A 22,269-nucleotide genomic window follows, 5' to 3' on the forward strand; every position below is an offset into this window, starting at 1 on the left:
CCTCTTTAGTTTTTTCAACAAAAAAAGCACTAATGCTCATTAGTGCTTTTTTCGCTTTTATAAATCACTTAATTTTTTATTAATAGCAGATTGTGGGTCAATTTTAACTTCATCTTTCATAATTTCAAAGTGCACCACATTTCCTGCGTCTGGTTCAAGTTGTGAAAGTCCAGTTGTTCCTAATACATCTCCTTGAGAGACTGAATCTCCAACGCTTACCTTAACATCATAAACACCATTGTAAATCGTTTTCACTCCGTTAGCATGTTCAATTGTCACAATCGTACCTTTTAAGATTTCATCTTTTACCGATGTAACAGTTCCTGTAAGAGATGCTACAACATTAGCAACTTCATCATTTGAACTTTTGAAACTCATACCTTTTGATTCATGGCTATACATTGATTGACCAACAGGATAGTAGAAGAAACTTTGAGTTTGAACATCAGTTTCAACTGTGTCACTATAATAATATTTTGTTACCTCAATGTCTTCACTATCTAATGGAGAACTAATAACTTCACCTAATGCAGCGGCATCTACAGCCTCTGATTGATTATTCATCGTTTGTAATTCTCCATTGTCTGTATAGATTAAATCATTGTTATTCCCATTAGCTGGATTTTGAACTGTTAAGTCTTCCGATGATTGGTTCACATATAATTGAACTCCGGCAAATACAGCAGATGCTCCTAATAAGACTACAAGTGCTAAGCTAATAGGGTCAATACGTTTAAATAATTTTTTGTTTTTTACATTTGTCATTTTTTCTTTTAATTTCATAGTCATCACCTCACCGTTATGATGACCACTTTTTTACTAACTTATTCAATTTTAGGAATTTTTTTCAATAATATTAACATTTTGGTAATAGTATTGAAGTATTTCTTGATAGTTTTTCCCTTGTTTAGCTAGTTGATTAGCCCCATATTGGCTCATTCCGACCCCATGACCGTAGCCATATGTCGTAATAAACACTTTATTGTCTTTAAATTCCAAAGAAAAATCACTTGATCTTAAACCTAGTTTTTCTCGAAATTCACGACCGCTATAGACAGTATCACCTACTGAAATCTCCTCTACATTACCTCCATCTGTATAACTTAAGATTTTAAAATCATTTTTTGTAAGACTTGAATCATTAAACGTATTACGTAATGCTGTTAAACTAAATTCAGTCACTTGCTCGTAAGTGGGGGCTGTTAAATCCCACTGACTACTGACACTTTTTAAGTATGGATATTCAACTGACCAATAATCTTCAGCATTTTCTGTATATCCATTGCTAATAGAAAAATAAAATGGAGTAATCATCTCACCATTGTATTCAATGATCTCTCCTTCCGTTTCAAGTACAGCTTGCTTCACTTTAGAATAGTATTTATCAAACTCATCTCCCCAACGTTCACGCATTTGAGATTCATCAAAATAAACTTGATGTTTAACTGTATCATGCATGTAATCTTCAGATTGTAGTTGATTGAGTGTATAAGTCCTTGCGGCAACTGCTTGAGCCTTTAAAGCTTCTAACTCATAGGCAGCTGGCATTTCACCCGCGACAACACCCACGATATACTCTTCAAGCAACAACTCTTCATAACTATTACTCTCTTCACGAAAAACAGTCACAACATTTTCTTTTGAGGCTTCAGTTTCTTGTGAAGAATCTACATTTTGAGTAGGGAGATGCATAACTTTCTCTACAACAGTTTGAGTTGAACGATAGATAATTTGAGATAACATCGGAATTATAACTAGTAATAAGATAAAAGATAAAATTAGAGCTGGTATTTTTTTCATATTCATCACCTATCTATTATGAATCAGTATTTGGTGTACTATTCAACTCTATGCATAGGCGATAAAGATATGACTAAACCATCAGCTTTTTATTAAAAAATTGATTTAAGTAATGTAAAGATATCAATAAAGTAATCAATAAATAATTTTGAGATACTTACGGTTAATACAATATACAAAATAATCACATCATTACGATGAGTCCCTCTTTTAAATAATTTTTCTAGTTGTAAAGACATTAACATCTTAAACACAATGGGTAAGACTAAGATGTACCATATAATCATAAAATAAGCTTGAACATTCATAAAATCCCTCCGATACTAGTTTACACATGCTCTAGTAGTGATAAAAAATAAAAACTATAAAGAAGCTTATAAAAATCATTTTACATCCTATCTGAGTTTATTTAAATCATTTTAATAAATTTTCCGAGATAAATGTAAAAAAAATCCCACACTTCAAAATTGAAATGTGGGATTTTTTTATTTATTCAGAAATTCTTTTTTCACCAACTCGTATTTGGTTAAGAAGTTTAACGATTTCCATTTCAGATTTAATTAAATCTTCACGTGTTTTAGCATTTTGTTTTTGACGTTCAGTACGTTCAAGATCCATTTTAGCACGTGCAACATCAATGTCTTCAGCCATCATTGCATCATTTGATAAAACATTAACATGGTTATTAGAAACCTCGAAAATACCATTATCAATTGCAATATATGAACTTTCCCCATTCATATCAATACGTAACTCTCCAACACCAAGTGGTGTCATCATTGGAATATGATTGTATAAAACAGCAAAATCACCGTCAATACCACGTGCAAAGATGCGTTCTGCTTCTCCATCGAATACAAGTTTATCTGGTGTTACTACGCGAACCGTCATTACTGACACAGTACCACCTCACACTATTTCATCTTATTAGCTTTTTCGATTGCTTGCTCGATTGTTCCAACTAAACGGAATGCTTCTTCTGGTAAATTATCATGTTTTCCATCTAAGATTTCTTTGAATGCGCGAACTGTTTCAGCAACTGGTACATAAGAACCTTTTAATCCTGTAAACTGTTCTGCTACGTGGAAGCTTTGAGATAAGAATAATTGAACACGACGTGCACGGTGCACAACTTTTTTATCTTCTTCACTTAACTCATCCATACCTAAGATAGCGATGATATCTTGTAACTCACGGTAACGTTGTAACATCATCTGTACACGACGAGCTACATCATAGTGTTCTTGTCCTACGATGTCTGGTGATAAAGCGCGTGAAGTTGAAGCAAGTGGGTCTACCGCTGGATAGATCCCCATTGCAGCAATACGACGCTCTAAGTTTGTTGTCGCATCTAAGTGGGCGAATGTTGTAGCTGGCGCTGGGTCAGTATAGTCATCCGCAGGAACGTATACTGCCTGAATAGAAGTGATTGATCCTTCTTTAGTTGATGTGATACGCTCTTGTAATTGTCCCATCTCAGTTGCAAGTGTTGGTTGGTAACCTACCGCTGAAGGCATACGTCCTAAAAGGGCAGAAACCTCAGAACCTGCTTGCGTGAAACGGAAGATATTATCGATGAATAATAATACGTCTTGTTTTAACTCATCACGGAAATATTCAGCCATTGTTAAACCAGTTAAGGCAACACGTAAACGTGCTCCAGGTGGTTCGTTCATTTGTCCGAATACCATGGCAGTTTTATTGATTACTCCTGATTCAGTCATTTCATGGTATAAGTCGTTCCCTTCACGAGTACGTTCTCCTACACCGGCGAATACTGAAATCCCACCATGCTCTTGAGCGATATTGTTAATTAATTCCTGAATTAATACTGTTTTCCCTACTCCGGCACCACCGAATAAACCGATTTTACCACCTTTGATATAAGGTGCTAATAAGTCTACTACTTTGATTCCTGTTTCAAGGATTTCAACAGTTGTTGATAACTCTTCAAATTTAGGAGCTTCTTTATGAATTCCTTCATGTGGTGTTCCTGCTGGAACCTCACCTTTATTATCTACTGGTTGACCTAATACGTTGAAAATACGTCCTAAAGTTGCTTCTCCTACTGGTACGCTAATTGCATTTCCTGTATCCACAACTTCTAAACCGCGGACTAACCCGTCTGTTGCATCCATTGCGACAGTACGTACAACACCATCACCAAGTTGCACTGCAACTTCAAGTGTTAATGATTTACGTTCCCCACCAACTTCATAATCAACAGTTAAGGCATTGTAAATAGCAGGAAGATGGTCTAAACCAAACTTCACGTCTACTACTGGTCCGATTACGGCTACAATATGACCTGTTGCCATTTGTAATGACCTCCTTTTATTCTAAGGCTGAAGCTCCACCGACAATCTCAGTGATTTCTTGAGTAATTGCTGCTTGCCTTGCTCTATTGTAAACTAACTGTAAATTCTTAATGATTTCAACTGCATTATCAGTTGCATTTTGCATCGCATTCATACGAGAGGCATGCTCTGAAAGCTTAGCTGTAATCGCAACACCATAAATAGTTCCCTCTAAATATTTCGGTAAAATGGCATTGATTACATCTTCTTCTTTAGGTTCAAATGAATATTGAGCTTTTGATTTCTCTGCTTTCTTTGACTCTAAAGGTAAAATTTGTTTTGTCATAGGTTCTTGAGCGATTTTTGAAACGTAATGGTTATAAACCACTACAACCTCACTAATAACTCCAGCCATATAATCTCCGATTACTTTATCCACAACCGGTTTAATGTCTTGATATACAATGTCATCTGGAACGAAAACAAATTCATTCTCAACGACTAAGTTAGAACGTTTTGCATAATCAAATCCTTTGCTACCAATCATATAAAGTTTAGATTGATCGCTTGGTTTTGAATCAATTTGTTGTTGCAAAAGTTTTAAAACATTACTATTATATCCACCTGCAAGACCACGATCTGAAGTAATAACTAAGTATCCAGTACAATTAGCTTCACTTTTTGATTTAAAGAAAGGATGGTGGCTCATGCTAGATGAGCTTGAAATATTTCGCACCATATCCTCTAACGTTTCCATGTAGTGGTGATAGTTTTTAGTTTTAGCTTCTGATTTCGTTAACTTCGCCGCTGAAACCATTTGCATGGCTTTAGTAATCTGACTCGTATTTTGAGTCGAATTGATTTTATCTTTTATATCACGCATTGATTGAGCCATACTAGTTCACCGTCCTTATTTATTAATTGAAAACGGCTTTAAAGCTCTCAATTGCTTCGTTTAATAAATCTGTATCTGGTAAATCTTTTGTATCACGAATATGTGCAAAGATTTGTGGACGTTCATTTTCTAAGAATGTGTATAATTCTTTTTCAAAACGAGCGATATCTGCTAATTCGATGCTATCTAAGAATCCATTAACTAATGCGTAGATGATACATACTTGTTTTTCAACCGCAACTGGTTGATTAACACCTTGTTTTAATACTTCAACTGTGCGTTCCCCGCGAGCAAGTTTAGCACGAGTTGACTCATCTAAGTCAGATCCGAATTGAGCGAAGGCTTCTAATTCACGGTAAGAAGCTAAATCAAGACGTAATGTCCCCGCAACTTTTTTCATTGCTTTGATTTGAGCAGATCCCCCTACACGTGATACTGATAACCCGGCATCAATCGCAGGACGGATACCAGAATGGAAGTAATCTGATTTTAAGAAGATTTGTCCATCTGTAATCGAAATAACGTTTGTTGCAACGTATGCTGATAAGTCACCAGCTTGTGTTTCAATGAATGGTAAAGCAGTAATTGATCCTGCCCCTAACTCATCATTTAACTTCGCTGCACGCTCAAGTAAACGAGAATGTAAGTAGAATACATCCCCTGGATATGCTTCACGACCTGGTGGACGTTTTAATAATAATGATAACTCACGGTAAGCAGCTGCTTGTTTAGATAAATCATCATAAATAATTAATACGTGTTTACCAGCGTACATGAACTCTTCTGCCATCGCAACACCTGAATATGGTGCAACGTATAACATTGGAGATGGTTGAGAAGCTGATGCAGATACAACGATTGTATAGTTCATTGCATCATGTTTCTTTAATGTTTCAACTACTGAGTTTACAGTAGATTCTTTTTGTCCAATAGCAACATAAATACAGATAACATCTTGACCTTTTTGGTTTAAGATTGTATCAACTGCGATTGCTGTTTTACCAGTTTGACGGTCACCGATGATTAACTCACGTTGTCCACGTCCGATTGGAACTAAAGCATCAATCGCTTTGATCCCTGTTTGTAATGGTTCATGAACTGATTTACGAGCCATTACTCCTGTTGCTTTTGCTTCTGTTGGACGATATTTATTCGTATCGATTGGACCTAATCCATCGATTGGATTTCCTAATGCGTCTACAACACGTCCGATTAATGCCTCTCCTACTGGAACAGACATGATACGTCCTGTACGTTTAACTTCGTCACCTTCACTAATTGAACGGTACTCCCCTAAGATGATAACCCCAACGTTATCTTCTTCAAGGTTTTGTGCCATCCCAACAGCACCTGAGGCAAATTCAATAATTTCCCCAGCCATGACATTTTGAAGACCATGAACACGAGCGATTCCGTCCCCAACTGTTAATACCGTACCAGTTTCAGTTACATCTAATACTTGCTCATAGTTTTTAATTTGCTCGCGCAAAATTGCACTAATTTCTTCCGGTTTGATGGCCACCAATGCTCACCTCTATTCTATTTTAACTCAACGTTCATTAGATTTTGTTTTAAGTTTTTTAATTGTAACTTAATTGTGTTGTCATAAACAACATCTCCTAAGTTTACTTTATAACCACCAAGTAATGATGGATCAATAACTACGTTAAGCTTAACTTTTTGGTTTAATTTTTTTGTAAAAACATATGTTAACTGATTTAACTGAGCATCACTCAATGGAACAGCTGAATAAACAGTTCCTTCAACAATGCCGAAATGCTCATTAACCATTTGGTTAAAGGCAACCACAATTTCATTTAATAAATCGATACGGTCTTTATCAATTAATACCATTAAAAAATTAACTGAAATTTGTGGAGTATTTGATGAGAAAATAGATTTAATTAATTGTTTTTTCTCTTCTTTATCTAGTTTTGGAAGTGTTAAAACATTTAAGAATTGTGGTTGTTCTTTGATAGATGAAACAATCACATTAAAATCATTTTTAACTTCTTCTAAAACATTTTCTTCTAAAGCAATATCATATAAAGCTTTAGCATAAGTAGAAGCAATTTTACTCATGGCTTCCACCTACTTTAGATACGAATTGATTAAATAATTCATCGTGTGCTTTTGCATCGATTTCTTTTTCAATCATTTTTTCTGCAGAACTTACTGCTAACTCAACGATATCCTCACGAATACTCGCATAAACAGCCTTACGTTCTTGTTCGATATCGGCTGATGCTTTCGCTAATTTTTGTTGAGCTTCCATGCGAGCACTTGTCACGATTTCATCATGAATATTTTGTGCTTGTTTCTTAGAATTTTCAACGATTTCACGTGCTTCATCGCGTGCAACTTGCACTTGCGCTTCTGCAGATTGTTTTAAAGCAATTGCATCTGCTTTTAACATTTCTGCATGATTAATCTCTTCAGAAACTAACTCTTGACGCTTACGTAAGAATTCTTTCATAGGAGCCCATGCAAAATGCTTAATGACAAAGAATAAGACTAGAGTCGACAAGATTTGTAACGTGAAGTTGATCCAGTCTGGCATGATATAGATTTGCAAGTAGGTTGCCCCCTTTCTTATCAGTCTTAGATATAATTAGTTAGTTTATATGAATTATAATTGACCGATGAATGGGTTGATGAATAATAAGATGATTGCTACTACGAATCCGTAGATTGCTGATGTTTCCGCGATCGCTTGACCTAAGATCATCATTTGCATTACATCACCTTTTGCTTCTGGTTGACGTCCAACAGCTGCAGCAGCTTGACCTGCGGCATTACCTTGCCCGATCCCTGTCCCGATACCTGAACATACTGCGATTCCAGCTCCAACAGCTGACATACCTAATACGAATGCTTCATTTGAAATTGTTGATGCAACAGTTTGTAAAAACATAATTAAATTCCTCCTAATAACTTGTTATTTTAATTTTTTTAATTTTTGGATTACTCCATTGCCCCTTGTGTCCAAATCATTGTTAACATGATAAAGATGAGCGTTTGAATAACTCCCGCAAAGATATCAAAATATCCATGCGCAAATGGAGCGATTAATGGTGAGAACCATCCAAGTGCTTGATATACAAGTGACATAATAATACCACCACTTAAAATATTACCAAACAAACGGAAAGATAACGAGATTGGTTTCGCAAGCTCTCCAGTAATATTTAAAGGTAATAAGAATGGGAAGTCCCCAAGATATGTGTCGTATAAGTAACCACCAATACCTTTAGTTTTGATCCCTGATCCAACCATTAAGACAATAGTCATAACAGCCAAGGCTAATGTGACGTTGTAATCTGATGTTGGTGCTGTTAATCCAATAAGCCCCAATAAATTGGCACAGACTAAATACACAGCTAAAGTTCCAATATATGGGGCAAATTTCATATGCTTAGTCCCCATTGTTTGATCTACTAATCCTTCAATACCTGTAATCAGTATCTCTAAGAATAGGACAACACCCTTCGATGGTTTCGATGGATCTGCCTTTTTAACTTTGCTACCAAACCAGATAAATAGTACACATAACACAACGACCAATAAAACTGAATTGGCAACCGTTGGATTAACTAATGTTTCTCCATTAGAATTTTCAACAACGATTTTCATTAGTAATGGACTCATTCTTAACCTCCTTTCTTAGAGATTCATAGAAAATGAATCAATATTTTACTTTTTAATTCTTACCCCTAAAACACACATAATCTGTTTTAAGTTTTGGCTCTAGTTTGTTAAAAACAATCTATTGAGCTATATATTCAACGATGATTACTTTTTGTTTTTTCCATAGCCAAACGTAAAGAAACCATCAGTTTGAATCGCAAATCGTACCATTGAAATTCCAATAATTGCTGCAATAAATGCATGAGTTCCAAACTGAACTGCTAGAACAAGTGTTGCGGCATAAATGACTAATCGAATAACTAAATTCGACATCATCGATGACCTAGCACCCTTTTCTTGACGATCTAGTGCATTTTTAGCACCAATAACAATTAATCGGAAATTAATAAGGTTAACAATAACTCCTAGCCAGTACCCGATTATCATATTTACCATTGGCCACTTAAATACCATTGCCACAATTGCAATTAAAAAAGTAAAAACCAATGCCAATTGAATAACTCTTTTAGGTACGACTCTAATTGGATCATTCTGTAATTGACTCAAGACTTATCCCTCTTATCTATTTTAATTATTAACAGATAAACACTTTTAATGCCGCTGAAGAACCCGATAAAGATAAATAATAATAAAAATAACGGAGATGTATGCAACCACTGGTCAAGATATTTACCGATAAATAAACCAACCATAATATTAGCTACCATCGTAATTCCAACCTGTGACATAAGCGTCATCCACTTCATGGCTTTTACAACTTTAGGTGATCCACTCATTTATTTCGTTCCGAAAATTCGGTCTCCTGCATCTCCAAGACCAGGTACAATGTAACCTTTTTCGTTCAATTTCTCATCTAAAGATGCTAAGTAAATTGTTACATCTGGGTGAGCTTCATTAACTGCTTTAACTCCTTCAGGTGCACCAACTAAACAAACAAGTTTAATATTTTTAGCTCCGCGTTTTTTAATTGAATTGATTGCTGCAATAGCAGATCCCCCTGTTGCTAACATCGGGTCAACAATGAAAATATCACGTTGATCAAGTCCATCTGGGAACTTTGCGAAATACTCAACTGGTTGTAATGTCTCTTCATCACGGAAAATTCCAATATGTCCAATACGAGCAGATGGAATCATTTGTAAGATACCGTCAACCATTCCAAGACCAGCACGTAAAATTGGTACAACAACCATTTTTTTACCTGCAATAACATTAGCCTTAGTTGTTGCAACTGGTGTTTGAATTTCGATTTGTTCTAATGGTAAATCACGCGTAATTTCATAAACCATTAATCCACCGATTTCATTAATCATTTGGCGAAATTGAGTTGTCGATGTTTCCTTTTGTCGGATTTGTGTTAGCTTATGTTGAATTAACGGATGATCTAAAATATTAACTTTAATCACGTCGGTCACCTCTTTTTTTTCTATAATTTTTCATAATTCATTTAGTAATTCTACAACTTTTTAACTATCATTTCAATCAATAAATAGTATAAATCGTGAATACATTTACATGTTTCTACAAAATTTTTACGTTTATCATTTTTTTCAACAACATTATCTATTGTACACACTCTATCAGTTTGAACGAATCTTACTATTTATATGTTTAACAAAAAAAGAAATCCTATTTCAGGATTTCATAAGCGTTTTCATATTTTGATATTTTCTCAATACGTGCAGTATGGTGTGCACCCATAAATTCCGTTGTTAACCATACAGAAACGATTTCACGAGCAAGACCCGGACCAATGACACGTCCTCCCATTGCTAAAACATTTGAATCGTTATGTTCGCGAGTTGCTTTTGCAGAAAATAAATCATGAACTAATGCACAACGAATTCCCTTAACTTTATTCGCTGCAATACTAATTCCGATTCCAGTACCACAAATTAAGATTCCACGATCAAATTCTTTAGCTGCAACAGCTTCTGATACTTTAAACGCGTAATCTGGATAATCTACCGCACAATCATTATAACTTCCAAAGTCCTCATATTGTACATTCATATCGTTTAATAAAGCTAAAATTTCTTGTTTTAACGCAAATCCACCATGATCACATGCAATAGCTACTTTCATGAATATACACTCCTTCTTACCTGTCAAAATCACATCCATTTTATTATATCATAAAATTTAGGTGATAAATCAAACTATCCTTCAAAATTTTCCCACTTTTATCTTCCATTTTTATCTAATCATTTCCATTTATCTAAAATTTAATACTCATAACACGCATCTGATCATCTTTAAATAAATCTGATTCCCCTAAATTAGTTGGTTTCTTCACCTCAATAAATCCTAGTAATTCAAACAACTGGTAAGCATATGGTTGATTAGCCATTGAAATCAGTTGATTAATTCCCGCTGCCTTAGCACTAGCGTACAATTCAAAAAACATATTAACTAATAAATCGGGATTAATTTGATGATTATAAATGAAATAACGAATAATCCCTAATCCATCAAACTTTTCATAGGATACCATCCCAGTCACCTCTTCGTCATTCTTAATTAAAACAGAATGGGCGATAATTTCTTCATTTACTGTTTCAATCCCTGATGCTCTTTTTACAAATTCACATACTAAATCATAATCTTCACTTGTATAACGTTTCACACTTGCCATAATCTACTCCCCCTCCTATATACATAACGATTCATAACCTGGATAATGAAAGTTGGTCTTAGTTATTCAGATACTTGATAATCAAGTCCAACTATAATCCCGATAAAAGTTTCTTTCTATATATCTACAGAAATGTTTTACACACTTTCGAATTAGACTCGATTGATGATATAAACACTAACTAGACGGGTCGCCTATTATTTTCAAATAAAATGACCTTCTATTAATAGGGCAATCAACTAATGTACAAAACTTAGCAGACTGATATAGAGAAAATTAATCACAGTTATATATCTAAATCTATATTCGCTATCTAGCTAAATTATTAATAAAATACTTAAATAACAAAAAAGAATAACAAAGCAATTGCTGCTTCATTATTCTTAACTAGATAAAAGGAGTTGAATGGGAGTGTTTGTTTTTATAAGCAAAGAATATTTTAATATTCATCCTCATATAAATACCAATTTGCTTTTGCTGATTGATCTACCTTTGCATAAGTATTCTCATTTACTTTAGTGTCACGACCACCAAAAAGAGTTTCAAACACTTCACCAAAATATGATTTAAATTGTTTAGTTTGAAATGCCTCTTGTGTTGTCTCCATTGCTGTATATTGAGCATTCCAATGATCGTCTGATTCCTCAGCTTTAGTTGCACTTGGACCTAAACAAAGATCAGGATTCATAAAACACCACCAATTGTTACCAAGACCATCACCGATTGTAATAACTAAACTTTCATAGTAACCTGCATCATAAGTTGCTCCGTTGTATTGTTTTTCCGGAAATAAATGTGCACCATATGAAACCTCGAACTCTTCATCATAATTGATAGTATCTAAAACATAAGCTACTGTTTTTTCAATCTCACCAATATTTTCAACAATAAATTGTCGAGTTGAATCAATCGTTTCAAAATATGTTTTATTGTTTGCTAAATATTCATCAATAGCAAATCGAACCATTTTCTTAGCTTGTTGATCTTCATATTTATTTGAATTAGGAATAATACGAATTCTAATTGCTGTATCATTCACTGTCACAGTTTCCTCTGCATATGTTGTTTTTGTTTCAGTTTTTCCTATTTGGTATACTACTACCATCATAATTAAAGTTATTGCTACGATAATTTTTGTTTTGTTTGTCATCTCAAACACCATCCCTTTCGCTGATAACTCAGTATGGATGATTTTTTTAAAATTATACATCTAACTTTATTTTTTAAAACTTTTTTATTTCTTCTTCTGAAATAGCACCTTGGCGTAAAATAACTATCTCACTTTGCGTGCAATCTAAAATAGTAGATGGTACTTTCTCCATCGTCTCTCCATCATCAATAACAAACTTCACACGAGAGATAACTGGATTCGAAGTTTCTATCATTGTCGGACTAGGTTCTCCAGAAATATTAGCACTCGTTGTAGCTAAGGGCCCGATCTTCTCTAGCAATTCAAGAGCCACTGGATGATTTGGAATACGTAATCCAATTGTCGATTTTCCACGTGTAATCTCATCTGCTAACTCCAACTTTGTATTCAATATTAGCGTCAATCCTCCAGGTAAAAAATTATCCACAAGCACCTTAACCTGTTGATCTAGTGGTCCAACAATCTCCTCCATCTGCATAACATTCGCACATAAAATAATCAGTGACTTATCTGTCGGACGATTCTTCACCTCAAAAATCTTATTCAAAGCAATGGGAGAATGAATATTAGCCCCAATTCCATAAACCGTATCAGTTGGAAAAACAATGACATCATCTTCATGAAGTTGTCCTATTATTTCAGATAGCTGTTCCTTTTTAAAAATCATTCATATTCCTCCTACAAAAAGGAGGATGTCTAAAGACATCCCCATTCTATACATTACTTACTCTATCATCATAATTAAAGATAGTATTCTCTCTTTGCTAATAATAACTAAGAGAACATTTGATTTATTTCATCTTAAGCAAGGTTCACCCCCGCCCACTAGCGGAGGAAAGCTAAGAGCTCTCTTCGCTCGCTTTCATCTTAAACGAGGTTCAATCTCTTACTTTATATCTCCCCAGTGGTTGAGGAAATCTAGCTTCGCTAGCCTGGGTCCCCCCTACTTATTTATAATAATTGTCATACGGTCTTTTCCGTTTAGGTCTTTTAATGTTTCAAATTCTGCATTTGGGAAGTGTTGTTTCACAAGTTCAGCCATGGCTTCTTTGTGATTATAAGCATGCTCAAATGCAATAATATTTTTCTCATTTACCACTTTATGAGCATCTTTTAAAATTTGACGATAGAATTTTAATCCATCTTCTCCACCAAATAAAGCTAAGTGTGGTTCATTATCTTTCACAAGTGGATCCACATCTTCAGTTAATGGAATATATGGAGGATTTGAAACTAAAATATCAAACTTTAATCCACGTTCAATTAAAGGTTGTAACATATCCCCTTGATAGAACGTCACATTAGCTCCTAAATTAGCAGCATTTTTCTTTGCCACTTCTAAAGCTGCCTCAGAAAGCTCAGTTACTGTCACTTCCATATTTGGCTCTTCAACCGCTAAAGTAACACCAATTGCACCACTACCTGTTCCAACATCAACGAGTTTAACTGCTGCCCCATCAAACACATCATCATATGTTGATAAAACATTAGCTACTAACTCTTCCGTTTCAAAACGAGGAATTAATACGTCATCATTTACGATAAATTTATGACCAAAGAACGTTTCATAGCCCATAATGTGTTGCACAGGGATATTTTGCTCCACATACGTTTTAACACTACGTTCAAATTCTTCAACTTGTTCTTGTGGCACTTCCATATTCATATCAGCTAAAATTTCGTAACTCTCTTTCCCAGTTACATGCATTAATAATAATTTAACAGCTGAATCTTCTTTTCCATTTTCAAGGGCATAATCTTCAGCCCACTTTAACAATTCGCGCATTGTTTTCATTTTTATCACCGTCTTCTTAAAATCAATCCCATTTTACTCTAAATTCTATAAACATGCAAATCATTTATTTATCCCAATTCAAAACATCCTGATTAATCAGATCGACATTCTCTATCAATACGCACTATTTTCTCTATATTTATTCACTTCTTTATTCAAATAGCCTTGTGTATAAATAACTCTATATCTTTTAAAATATTATTCTCTTCATTTCTCTAAAATCTTTATCCTGGCCATCACCATTTCATTCGCCTAACATATATTATATTAGATGCAGCAATAAATGCAGTATTTAAGCATTATTGGAACCATATTTTAGAATTACTAAAAAAATATCTTAAAAAAACTTATTTTTTTTACACAATATACGTTTAAAATTCACAGTATAGGTTCATACTATAATTGTCCGTAAGACGAGAAACTTACGGGTATACTCTTCCCCCCATATAAAACTTTATTTCATTACTCATTTCTCTCCCCAATTTTTAAAGTTTTATTTTTCATACTCTCTCCTTATAATTCTCTCCCAAAGTATTTTAATACTTTAAACTCCCTCGTGAAAGCAAAGACTTTTTCCGAGCTTCCCTCTTTTCCCCCAAAGAGGTTCGAGGGATAGATGAGAATTTACTCCCCCCAGTGAATTCTCATCACTTGAACACTGTAGAGGTCTCCCCCCCTCTACAGTCTCCTAATTTTAAAAAAGCGCCCCTCCCCCGGGCGCTTTTTTAATACTTATTTACATCAAAAAGTATTATTTTAATCCAATATAATTAAATTTTAAATTTTTTTGTATTTAATGTTTAAAAATAATTATAACTGCCTATACTATAATTGTCCGTAAGACGAGAAACTTACGGGCATACTCTTCCCCCCATATAAAACTTTATTTCATTACTCATTTCTCTCCCCAATTTTTAAAGTTTTATTTTTCATACTCTCTCCTTATAATTCTCTCCCAAAGTATTTTAATACTTTAAACTCCCTCGTGAAAGCAAAGACTTTTTCCGAGCTTCCCTCTTTTCCCCCAAAGAGGTTCGAGGGATAGATAAGAATTCACTCCCCCCAGTGAATTCTTATCACTTGAATACTGTAGAGTCTCCCCCCTCTACAGTTTCTCTCCTAATTAAAAAAGCGCCCCTCCCCCGGGCGCTTTTTATTATGTCAAAATAAAAGGGTACTTTAAACTTAGAGTACCCTTTTATATATAAAAACTATTCTTGATGAGCTAATTTACGTTTTTGTTCTTCCGTAATTAACGCTTCAATAACTGGTTCTAATTTACCTTCCATAACGCGATCTAACTGTTGAATAGTAAATCCAATACGGTGATCTGTTACACGGTTTTGTGGATAGTTATATGTACGGATTTTTTCTGAACGTTCTCCAGTACCAATTTTTGAACGACGCTCTTCACCTTCAGCTTCTAAACGCTCTTGTAAAATTGAATCATAAATACGAGCTTTTAATACTTTTAATGCATTCGCCTTATTTTCATGCTGAGATTTTCCATCCTGACATGATACAACGATTCCAGTTGGAACGTGAGTTAAACGTACTGCAGATTTCGTTGTATTTACAGACTGACCACCAGGTCCTGATGAACAGAATGTATCAACACGGATATCATTCATACTTACTTCAATATCTACATCTTCTGCTTCTGGCATAACTAATACAGTTGCTGTAGATGTGTGGATACGTCCTTGAGATTCAGTTGCAGGAACACGTTGTACACGATGAGCTCCTGATTCATACTTCATGTGAGAGAACACACTTTCACCTGAAATCATAAACTCAACTTGTGACATCCCTCCTGATTCAGAATAGTCAACGTTCATAACTTGAATTTTCCATCCTTTTAACTCAGCATACTTCGTATACATACGGTATAAGTCTGAAGCGAAAATATTTGCTTCATCTCCACCTGCTGCTCCACGAATTTCAACGATAACGTTTTTCTCATCATTTGGATCTTTAGGAATTAATAAAATTTCTAATTGTTGCTCAAGCTCTGGTAAACGAGGTTTTAATTCCTCTAATTCCATTTCAGCCATTTCACTGATTTCTGGATCAGAATCTTTAGCCATTTCTTTTAAATCTTCAATAGAACTTGCAATATTTTTATATTCAGTATACACATTAACTGTCTCTTCAAGACCACGTTGTTCTTTTGATAACTCAGTTAATTTTTTAATATCAGTAACGATTGCAGGATCTGCCATCATCTCATTAATTTTTTCATAACGCTCTAAGATTGCCTCTAAACGTTCAAACATAAGTTGAATCCTCCTCTATATATAAACAAAAATGTTTTCTAGCCATAAAACATCAGCCTTAGTTGCTAAATCTTTTTGGTGCCAAGACATCCTATAGTCCAGCCAAAAGTTTTCAACTGCACAAAACTTATCTAGAATTATATAATTATCCATTCCTAATTATAATATAAGTCTTTGCTATCGTCAAAATGTGTTATAAATGTACAACGTTTTTATTTACAAATAAAAGTCAGAGTTAAAAAACTCTAACTTCATAGTATCTATACTTAATCCATATCTTTAAACAAGGTTATATTACAAGTCTGGGACACTTGCTCCTTCTGGTACAAAGGCTAGATTTTCGAAGCGGCTAATTTCTTTTCGGAATGCTAATTTAATTGTTCCGACAGCACCGTTACGGTGTTTAGCGAAAATGACTTCGACGATATTATCATTCGTTTCAGGATCCTTTTTATAATAATCTTCACGGTATAAGAAGGTTACGATATCGGCATCCTGCTCGATACTTCCCGATTCACGTAAGTCAGACATCATTGGTCGTTTATCTTCACGACTTTCAACCTGACGTGATAACTGTGATAAAGCGATAACCGGAATTTTCAATTCACGGGCCATCTCTTTTAACATACGCGAGATTTCCGATACCTCTTGTTGGCGGTTCCCACCATTAGATTTACTTCCCGATAATAACTGTAAGTAGTCAATAAGGACTAATCCAAGACCTTTTTGTTGATGTAGTTGACGACATTTAGCGCGTAACTCCCCAACTCTGATACCAGGTGTATCATCAATATAAATTCCAAGACCACCTAATACATCAGTGGCGATTTTTAATGAGCGCCAGTCAGCACCTTCTAAGTTCCCCGTTTTCAAACGGTGTGCCTCAATTCGTCCCTCAGCACTGACAAGACGAGAAACTAACTGGTCAGCCCCCATCTCCAAACTGAAGATAGCGACATTTACATTATTTAATTTTGCCACATTTTGTGCAACATTTAAGGCGAAGGCTGTTTTCCCCATCGCCGGACGTGCTGCTACAATAATTAGGTCATTATTTTGTAATCCTGATGTAATATCATCTAAGGCCGTATATCCGGTTGTTAACCCCGTTACCTCTCCAGTTGATTGTGATAACTTTTCAACATTTTTAATAAAATCGACTAAGACATTATTAATCTTTTTAAAATCAGACCCTTGATTCAAACGAGAAAGGCCTGAAAACTTTTGTTCTGCTGCATCGATTAAATCCTGAGTCGATGTCTCAGGACTATAACCTTGTTCAATTAATTCTTGGGCTCGATTAATAATTAAACGTGAAATCGACTTTTCAAGAACCATATCGATATAATGATCGGTATGAGCAGTCGTTGCAACACTCTCATAAATGGTTAAGATATACTCAACGCCACCAATTTCTGAAATACGCTTATGATCCTGTAAAAAAGCCGTAACAGTTGTTACATCGACCCCTTTATTTTGCTCAAGCAACGTTAACATCGCTTCATAAATAATGCGATGACGATGATGATAAAAATCATCGGGCTGTAACTTTAACTTTACATCCTCACATACCTTTTCATCAAGTAACATCGCACCAAGAATCGCTTGCTCAGCATCAGTGCTATGTGGCATGTGTCGGTTTTGCGTTTCTAGCATAGACGTGACCAACCTTCATCTTCTAATTATTTTTCTTTGATTTGAACATTAATTGTTGCTGTTACTTCTGGGTGTAAGTGAATTGGAACTCGTGCCATTCCTAAACCACGAATTGGTTCCTCTAAATCCATTTTACGTTTATCTAATTTAATTTTAAATTGTTTTTCAAATTCTTCTGCAATTGCTTTAGTACTAACAGATCCAAATACACGTCCGTTATCTCCAGCTTTTACTTTAACAATAACTGTTTTTTGTTCAAGATCCGCTTTTAAAGCTTTCGCCTCTTCTAATCTTAATTCAGCCTGTTTTTCTTCTTCAGCTTGTTGTTGCTTTAATTTATTCATATTTGCTGGTGTAGCATCAACAGCTTGTTTATTTTTAATTAAAAAGTTTGCAAACCCATTAGGGAAATCTTTAACTTCTCCACGTTTACCTTTACCTTTAACATCAACTAACATAATTACTTTCATGCCTAGTCACCACTTTCTTCTAATTCTTTTTCAATTGCATCTTTTAACATCAACACAGCTTCTTGAGTATTAATCCCTTTAATCTGAGTTGCTGCATTATTTAAATGGCCACCGCCACCTAATTGTTCCATCAAGAGTTGAACATTAATATCTCCAAGTGATCTCGCACTAATTCCAATATGTTGATCATCAATACGCGAAATCACAAATGATGCCTTAATATTTTGAACATTTAATAACTCATCTGCAGTCTGAGCAATTTGAACTTTTTCAAGTACCATCTCATCATCTGCTGGCGCGATAATAAACACATCTTTGAAAATCTCCGCACGTTCGATTAAATGCGCTTTACTATAATAATTTTCAAGCGGCGTACGTAGAAGCTGTTGTACTAACTTCTCCTCTGCCCCTTTTTGTTTTAAAATCGCAGCCGTTTCATAAGTTCGACGTCCCGTATGATATGAAAAACGTCTTGTATCTACAATAATTCCCGCAAGCATAATCGATGCTTCAAGCGACGACATCTTAATTTTTTGAGAGTAATAATCAAACATATCCACTACTAATTCAACAGTTGAAGATGCGTATGGTTCTGCAAACGAGAGCACAGATTCAATCACATCGACCCCTCTACGATGATGGTCGAATACCGCAATTTTCTTCGCACGTTGTAAAAGTAATGGTTCAATTACCATTTTTGGATCTTGCGTATCGGCAACAACAAGTAACGTATTTTTCGTCATTAACTCTAGCCCCATCTCAGATGAAATAAAATAAGGCCTTAACTTCTCATCTTGCATAATGGCAGCGACGAAATTTTTAGCTGTTTTATCTAATTCTTCTTCTTTTAAAACAATATACGCTTCTCGTTTCGAGGCAATGCTCATACGAAGCAATCCAATACTTGCTCCAATTGCATCGACATCTGGATAACGATGTCCCATAATAATCACACGTTCACTATCACGAACCAAACGTTCATAAGCTTGTGCATTAACACGCGCTCTTACACGATTACGTTTTTCAACTGGATTTGTTTTTCCACCATAGAATAAGAACTTATCGTCACTTGCAATTTTAATAGCAACCTGATCACCACCACGACTTAAGGCTAAATCTAGCATATAATTCGCACGCTGACCAAGCTCAGCAAAACTTTCATAGCCTGTTGCTAAGCCAATACTAATAGTTAACAACATCTCTTTTTCTTTTGCCGCTTCACGAACCTTATCTAAAATAGCAAACTTCTTATCACGCAATTTCTGCAACACTTCAAAAGACATCATCATCACAAAACGGTCACTTGAAACTGTTCGAATATAAATATTATTTTCTTCAGCCCACTGCATAATAATAGAAACTATTTTTCCATAAAATTCACTTTTTTCTTGTTCTTTTAAATTATGGATAACTTCATCGTAATTATCCATAATGAGTACCCCAATAACCGGTTGTTCATTCACATACTTCTTACAAAGATCTGTGAACGGTGTATTATCCGTTAAATATAACAAGCGCTCATCACGATGATGTTCTACTAAATATGTTTTATCTTTAACCGTAATTTCAAAAACAGCGCTCTCCCCTAAAACCTTATCATACAAAGCTTCACTCATCGTTTGTAAAGGAAGATCATGTAAATCTGCACCGAAAATTTGTTTTGCAAAACCATTAAACCAGACCACTTCATGAGCTTCATCATATAATAAAACTCCAATTGGTAATTCATTAAAAACAATCTCACCTGCATGCTTCACACGATAGCTAACTGCTTCAATTCGCTTTTTAGTATCTAACTTATAATGATAATACGCATTAATCTTATAGATAGCGTCTCCTACAAAGTACAAGAAGATGATTAGTGAAATCACATCTGACTGAAAATAAGCATAAACTCCTGAAACAAGAATAAATAAGCTCGATACAGTAATATAGCCAAGGTGTTCTTGATATTCATCCAACCATTTCCGAACCTTCTTCACTATCGATACACCACCTTTCACTATACCCCTTTTATCTCAAAACGTTTTCGATAATCAAACAATGCATCCATCATTCCAATCAATGAAACAAACATAACTAAGTTTGATAAAATGGCGAATACAACAACCATAATGCCTAAACCTTTTTGATTTCTTGATTTAAAGAACTGAATAGCCACAATAATTCCTTGAATCATAAATAAAGTGTTTAAAAGCATTACCACGTTTAATAAAACAACTGTCACACCACTATTTCTAACAAAAGCCATCGCAAACTGTGAAATAATCAATAAAATAGCAAGCTTTGCTCCAAGTTGAAACTCAGAAATAGGCTGTGAAACTGGAGTTTGAAGATGCATGCGTTTTAACACAAGAGTCGAAACCTTGTCGCTTAAAAAAGCTTGAATTGCACCCATAATTAACAGCAACGTTGGCATTACCATTGGAATAACCGTCTGCATCATCTCTTGCATCGAAGTCAATTGCTCCATACTTCCTTCAGGCATCACACTTCCAACTTGATCAAAAACACTAAACATCTCATTCATCGTCTGTAAAAACATTTCCGAAATGCTTAATTTGGTTAAGACATAAGTCATTAATGGCATAACTACAACAAACACAATTGATGCATTCAAAATACGATTCCAATAAGGCCACTTTTTAACAATTCCAATTCCTAAAAGAGCACCTGTTATACCATAAAGAAGCGTTGTCATTAAACCATAAACAGATCCAATCAAGTACGTTCCAATCGTACATCCAAGCAACAATAATAGAATATCAGACACCTTCTGACTAACCACGCTATAGATAATGAGGGGAATAGGTAACAGAAGTGTCATGATACTTGGTAAAATTCCGACATTATATAAAATAAAAAAAACTAAGTAAATGGCCATCATCATCGCTGCATTTACTAGCGACTTTGTCTTCATCAAAAGACCCCCTTCTAAACGTTGGCTATCATGAGTATTATACCACATAACCCAAATTTTAAGAATTATAAAAATACGTTACTCCTATTATGGCCTTTTTACCGATAAATCAAGCACTTTAAAAATAATACACACTTTTTTAAAAAAATATAGAGAACTATTCCTTTTGCTCATGCAAAAAAGATGCTCTAGAATAAACTATTATTGTGATAAGGAGTTAGAAAACAAGAAAACAACTTATCACACCACTAGAATAGCAATCATCGAAGCACTACACTAATTCTTATAACAATAGCCATCAGCAAAATATTTGATGCACCCTATCAACTCGAATCTTAATATTAAGCCTAGTGATTTATTGATGAAGAACAAAGTGTCGCTAGTACCTCAAATAATTTTATTAACAAATATATTCCTATCCATTACTTAACTTTAAGTGCGACATCTTACTAATTACTTAACCTCCATCCATTCCAAACCCTATATCCTTTCATTCAAAAAATTCCTTTAACATCTTTCCTTTCAACTAAACTACAGTCTTTTAAAAACTATCGCGCTTAGTTCTCATCAACCTTCAATATTCTAAAAGTTTGTCTCATTGCACTATAGTTTCACTAAACTCATTCATATCAAATTATCAACTCCACACTATTTATTCATATACATTCTTAACCTCCATCCACTACACCATTTTAAGCACCATTTAATTTCCAATCATCACACCACC

General features: G+C 34.7%; 24 protein-coding genes. All 24 read right to left on the bottom strand.

The window, feature by feature from the left end; translation table 11 throughout:
• Nucleotides 1-57: 57 nt before the first annotated feature.
• A complete protein-coding gene (locus HMPREF9402_RS00225; RefSeq protein WP_006784611.1) occupies nt 58-783 on the bottom strand; it encodes a M23 family metallopeptidase in 726 nt (241 codons plus the stop codon).
• Between the two features lie 51 nt (nt 784-834).
• Complete coding sequence (spoIID, locus tag HMPREF9402_RS00230) at nt 835-1,800, bottom strand: stage II sporulation protein D (protein ID WP_009606118.1); 966 nt, start codon at nt 1,798-1,800, stop codon at nt 835-837.
• Nucleotides 1,801-1,892: 92 nt separating this feature from the next.
• The gene (locus HMPREF9402_RS00235; RefSeq protein WP_006784609.1) at nt 1,893-2,108 is read right to left on the bottom strand and encodes a hypothetical protein; all 216 of its coding nucleotides are present in this window, start codon (nt 2,106-2,108) and stop codon (nt 1,893-1,895) included.
• 181 nt (nt 2,109-2,289) lie between these two features.
• Nucleotides 2,290-2,691, bottom strand: a complete 402-nt coding sequence (atpC, locus tag HMPREF9402_RS00240) for an ATP synthase F1 subunit epsilon (RefSeq protein ID WP_155062175.1) — start codon at nt 2,689-2,691, stop codon at nt 2,290-2,292.
• Between the two features lie 23 nt (nt 2,692-2,714).
• On the bottom strand, nt 2,715-4,118 hold the full coding sequence (gene atpD, locus HMPREF9402_RS00245; protein ID WP_006784607.1) for a F0F1 ATP synthase subunit beta: 1,404 nt from the start codon (nt 4,116-4,118) through the stop codon (nt 2,715-2,717).
• Between the two features lie 16 nt (nt 4,119-4,134).
• Nucleotides 4,135-4,992, bottom strand: coding sequence for an ATP synthase F1 subunit gamma (gene atpG, locus HMPREF9402_RS00250; protein ID WP_006784606.1), 858 nt, complete (start codon nt 4,990-4,992; stop codon nt 4,135-4,137).
• Nucleotides 4,993-5,014: 22 nt separating this feature from the next.
• The gene (gene atpA, locus HMPREF9402_RS00255; protein WP_006784605.1) at nt 5,015-6,514 is read right to left on the bottom strand and encodes a F0F1 ATP synthase subunit alpha; all 1,500 of its coding nucleotides are present in this window, start codon (nt 6,512-6,514) and stop codon (nt 5,015-5,017) included.
• A 17-nt stretch (nt 6,515-6,531) separates the two neighbouring features.
• Nucleotides 6,532-7,074 (bottom strand): F0F1 ATP synthase subunit delta, encoded by a 543-nt coding sequence (locus tag HMPREF9402_RS00260; RefSeq protein ID WP_009606119.1) that lies wholly within the window; start codon nt 7,072-7,074, stop codon nt 6,532-6,534.
• Nucleotides 7,067-7,567, bottom strand: a complete 501-nt coding sequence (atpF, locus tag HMPREF9402_RS00265) for a F0F1 ATP synthase subunit B (RefSeq protein ID WP_006784603.1) — start codon at nt 7,565-7,567, stop codon at nt 7,067-7,069. Before atpF ends, HMPREF9402_RS00260 begins: the two co-directional genes overlap by 8 nt.
• 54 nt (nt 7,568-7,621) lie before the next feature.
• Nucleotides 7,622-7,906, bottom strand: coding sequence for an ATP synthase F0 subunit C (atpE, locus tag HMPREF9402_RS00270; RefSeq protein ID WP_006784602.1), 285 nt, complete (start codon nt 7,904-7,906; stop codon nt 7,622-7,624).
• Nucleotides 7,907-7,956: 50 nt separating this feature from the next.
• Complete coding sequence (gene atpB / locus HMPREF9402_RS00275) at nt 7,957-8,640, bottom strand: F0F1 ATP synthase subunit A (protein WP_006784601.1); 684 nt, start codon at nt 8,638-8,640, stop codon at nt 7,957-7,959.
• 144 nt (nt 8,641-8,784) lie between these two features.
• Nucleotides 8,785-9,186 carry an ATP synthase subunit I gene (locus HMPREF9402_RS00280; protein WP_006784600.1) on the bottom strand — a complete coding sequence of 134 codons (402 nt, stop codon included), beginning with the start codon at nt 9,184-9,186 and terminating at the stop codon, nt 8,785-8,787.
• A complete protein-coding gene (locus HMPREF9402_RS00285) occupies nt 9,183-9,416 on the bottom strand; it encodes an AtpZ/AtpI family protein (RefSeq protein WP_009606112.1) in 234 nt (77 codons plus the stop codon). Before HMPREF9402_RS00285 ends, HMPREF9402_RS00280 begins: the two co-directional genes overlap by 4 nt.
• Nucleotides 9,417-10,043: a uracil phosphoribosyltransferase gene (gene upp, locus HMPREF9402_RS00290; protein WP_425598129.1), complete on the bottom strand. Its 627-nt coding sequence runs from the start codon at nt 10,041-10,043 to the stop codon at nt 9,417-9,419. It abuts the gene before it with no gap.
• A 226-nt stretch (nt 10,044-10,269) separates the two neighbouring features.
• Entirely contained in the window at nt 10,270-10,725 is a 456-nt protein-coding gene (gene rpiB / locus HMPREF9402_RS00295; protein WP_006784597.1) for a ribose 5-phosphate isomerase B, read from the bottom strand.
• Between the two features lie 133 nt (nt 10,726-10,858).
• Nucleotides 10,859-11,275 (bottom strand): hypothetical protein, encoded by a 417-nt coding sequence (locus tag HMPREF9402_RS00300; RefSeq protein WP_006784596.1) that lies wholly within the window; start codon nt 11,273-11,275, stop codon nt 10,859-10,861.
• Between the two features lie 439 nt (nt 11,276-11,714).
• On the bottom strand, nt 11,715-12,425 hold the full coding sequence (locus tag HMPREF9402_RS00305) for a stage II sporulation protein R (RefSeq protein WP_006784595.1): 711 nt from the start codon (nt 12,423-12,425) through the stop codon (nt 11,715-11,717).
• 73 nt (nt 12,426-12,498) lie between these two features.
• The gene (locus HMPREF9402_RS00310) at nt 12,499-13,092 is read right to left on the bottom strand and encodes an L-threonylcarbamoyladenylate synthase (RefSeq protein ID WP_009606127.1); all 594 of its coding nucleotides are present in this window, start codon (nt 13,090-13,092) and stop codon (nt 12,499-12,501) included.
• Nucleotides 13,093-13,368: 276 nt separating this feature from the next.
• A complete protein-coding gene (gene prmC, locus HMPREF9402_RS00315) occupies nt 13,369-14,220 on the bottom strand; it encodes a peptide chain release factor N(5)-glutamine methyltransferase (RefSeq protein WP_006784593.1) in 852 nt (283 codons plus the stop codon).
• A 1,211-nt stretch (nt 14,221-15,431) separates the two neighbouring features.
• Nucleotides 15,432-16,496 carry a peptide chain release factor 1 gene (prfA, locus tag HMPREF9402_RS00320; RefSeq protein ID WP_006784592.1) on the bottom strand — a complete coding sequence of 355 codons (1,065 nt, stop codon included), beginning with the start codon at nt 16,494-16,496 and terminating at the stop codon, nt 15,432-15,434.
• 294 nt (nt 16,497-16,790) lie between these two features.
• Nucleotides 16,791-18,152: a replicative DNA helicase gene (gene dnaB / locus HMPREF9402_RS00325; RefSeq protein ID WP_009606139.1), complete on the bottom strand. Its 1,362-nt coding sequence runs from the start codon at nt 18,150-18,152 to the stop codon at nt 16,791-16,793.
• A 26-nt stretch (nt 18,153-18,178) separates the two neighbouring features.
• Nucleotides 18,179-18,622, bottom strand: coding sequence for a 50S ribosomal protein L9 (rplI, locus tag HMPREF9402_RS00330; RefSeq protein WP_006784590.1), 444 nt, complete (start codon nt 18,620-18,622; stop codon nt 18,179-18,181).
• Between the two features lie 2 nt (nt 18,623-18,624).
• Nucleotides 18,625-20,604, bottom strand: coding sequence for a DHH family phosphoesterase (locus HMPREF9402_RS00335; protein ID WP_009606137.1), 1,980 nt, complete (start codon nt 20,602-20,604; stop codon nt 18,625-18,627).
• 20 nt (nt 20,605-20,624) lie between these two features.
• On the bottom strand, nt 20,625-21,542 hold the full coding sequence (locus tag HMPREF9402_RS00340) for a DUF2232 domain-containing protein (protein ID WP_006784588.1): 918 nt from the start codon (nt 21,540-21,542) through the stop codon (nt 20,625-20,627).
• Nucleotides 21,543-22,269 lie beyond the last annotated feature (727 nt).

The organism is Turicibacter sp. HGF1, from assembly GCF_000191865.1.
GTDB lineage: Bacteria > Bacillota_I > Bacilli_A > MOL361 > Turicibacteraceae > Turicibacter > Turicibacter sanguinis.

Coding starts and splice junctions, on each gene's coding strand:
- HMPREF9402_RS00225 (WP_006784611.1), bottom strand. CDS start 783: ATGAAATTAAAAGAAAAAATGACAAATGTAAAAAACAAAAAATTATTT.
- spoIID (WP_009606118.1), bottom strand. CDS start 1,800: ATGAAAAAAATACCAGCTCTAATTTTATCTTTTATCTTATTACTAGTT.
- HMPREF9402_RS00235 (WP_006784609.1), bottom strand. CDS start 2,108: ATGAATGTTCAAGCTTATTTTATGATTATATGGTACATCTTAGTCTTA.
- atpC (WP_155062175.1), bottom strand. CDS start 2,691: ATGACGGTTCGCGTAGTAACACCAGATAAACTTGTATTCGATGGAGAA.
- atpD (WP_006784607.1), bottom strand. CDS start 4,118: ATGGCAACAGGTCATATTGTAGCCGTAATCGGACCAGTAGTAGACGTG.
- atpG (WP_006784606.1), bottom strand. CDS start 4,992: ATGGCTCAATCAATGCGTGATATAAAAGATAAAATCAATTCGACTCAA.
- HMPREF9402_RS00260 (WP_009606119.1), bottom strand. CDS start 7,074: ATGAGTAAAATTGCTTCTACTTATGCTAAAGCTTTATATGATATTGCT.
- atpE (WP_006784602.1), bottom strand. CDS start 7,906: ATGTTTTTACAAACTGTTGCATCAACAATTTCAAATGAAGCATTCGTA.
- atpB (WP_006784601.1), bottom strand. CDS start 8,640: ATGAGTCCATTACTAATGAAAATCGTTGTTGAAAATTCTAATGGAGAA.
- HMPREF9402_RS00285 (WP_009606112.1), bottom strand. CDS start 9,416: ATGAGTGGATCACCTAAAGTTGTAAAAGCCATGAAGTGGATGACGCTT.
- rpiB (WP_006784597.1), bottom strand. CDS start 10,725: ATGAAAGTAGCTATTGCATGTGATCATGGTGGATTTGCGTTAAAACAA.
- HMPREF9402_RS00300 (WP_006784596.1), bottom strand. CDS start 11,275: ATGGCAAGTGTGAAACGTTATACAAGTGAAGATTATGATTTAGTATGT.
- HMPREF9402_RS00305 (WP_006784595.1), bottom strand. CDS start 12,425: ATGACAAACAAAACAAAAATTATCGTAGCAATAACTTTAATTATGATG.
- HMPREF9402_RS00310 (WP_009606127.1), bottom strand. CDS start 13,092: ATGATTTTTAAAAAGGAACAGCTATCTGAAATAATAGGACAACTTCAT.
- prmC (WP_006784593.1), bottom strand. CDS start 14,220: ATGAAAACAATGCGCGAATTGTTAAAGTGGGCTGAAGATTATGCCCTT.
- prfA (WP_006784592.1), bottom strand. CDS start 16,496: ATGTTTGAACGTTTAGAGGCAATCTTAGAGCGTTATGAAAAAATTAAT.
- dnaB (WP_009606139.1), bottom strand. CDS start 18,152: ATGCTAGAAACGCAAAACCGACACATGCCACATAGCACTGATGCTGAG.
- rplI (WP_006784590.1), bottom strand. CDS start 18,622: ATGAAAGTAATTATGTTAGTTGATGTTAAAGGTAAAGGTAAACGTGGA.
- HMPREF9402_RS00340 (WP_006784588.1), bottom strand. CDS start 21,542: ATGAAGACAAAGTCGCTAGTAAATGCAGCGATGATGATGGCCATTTAC.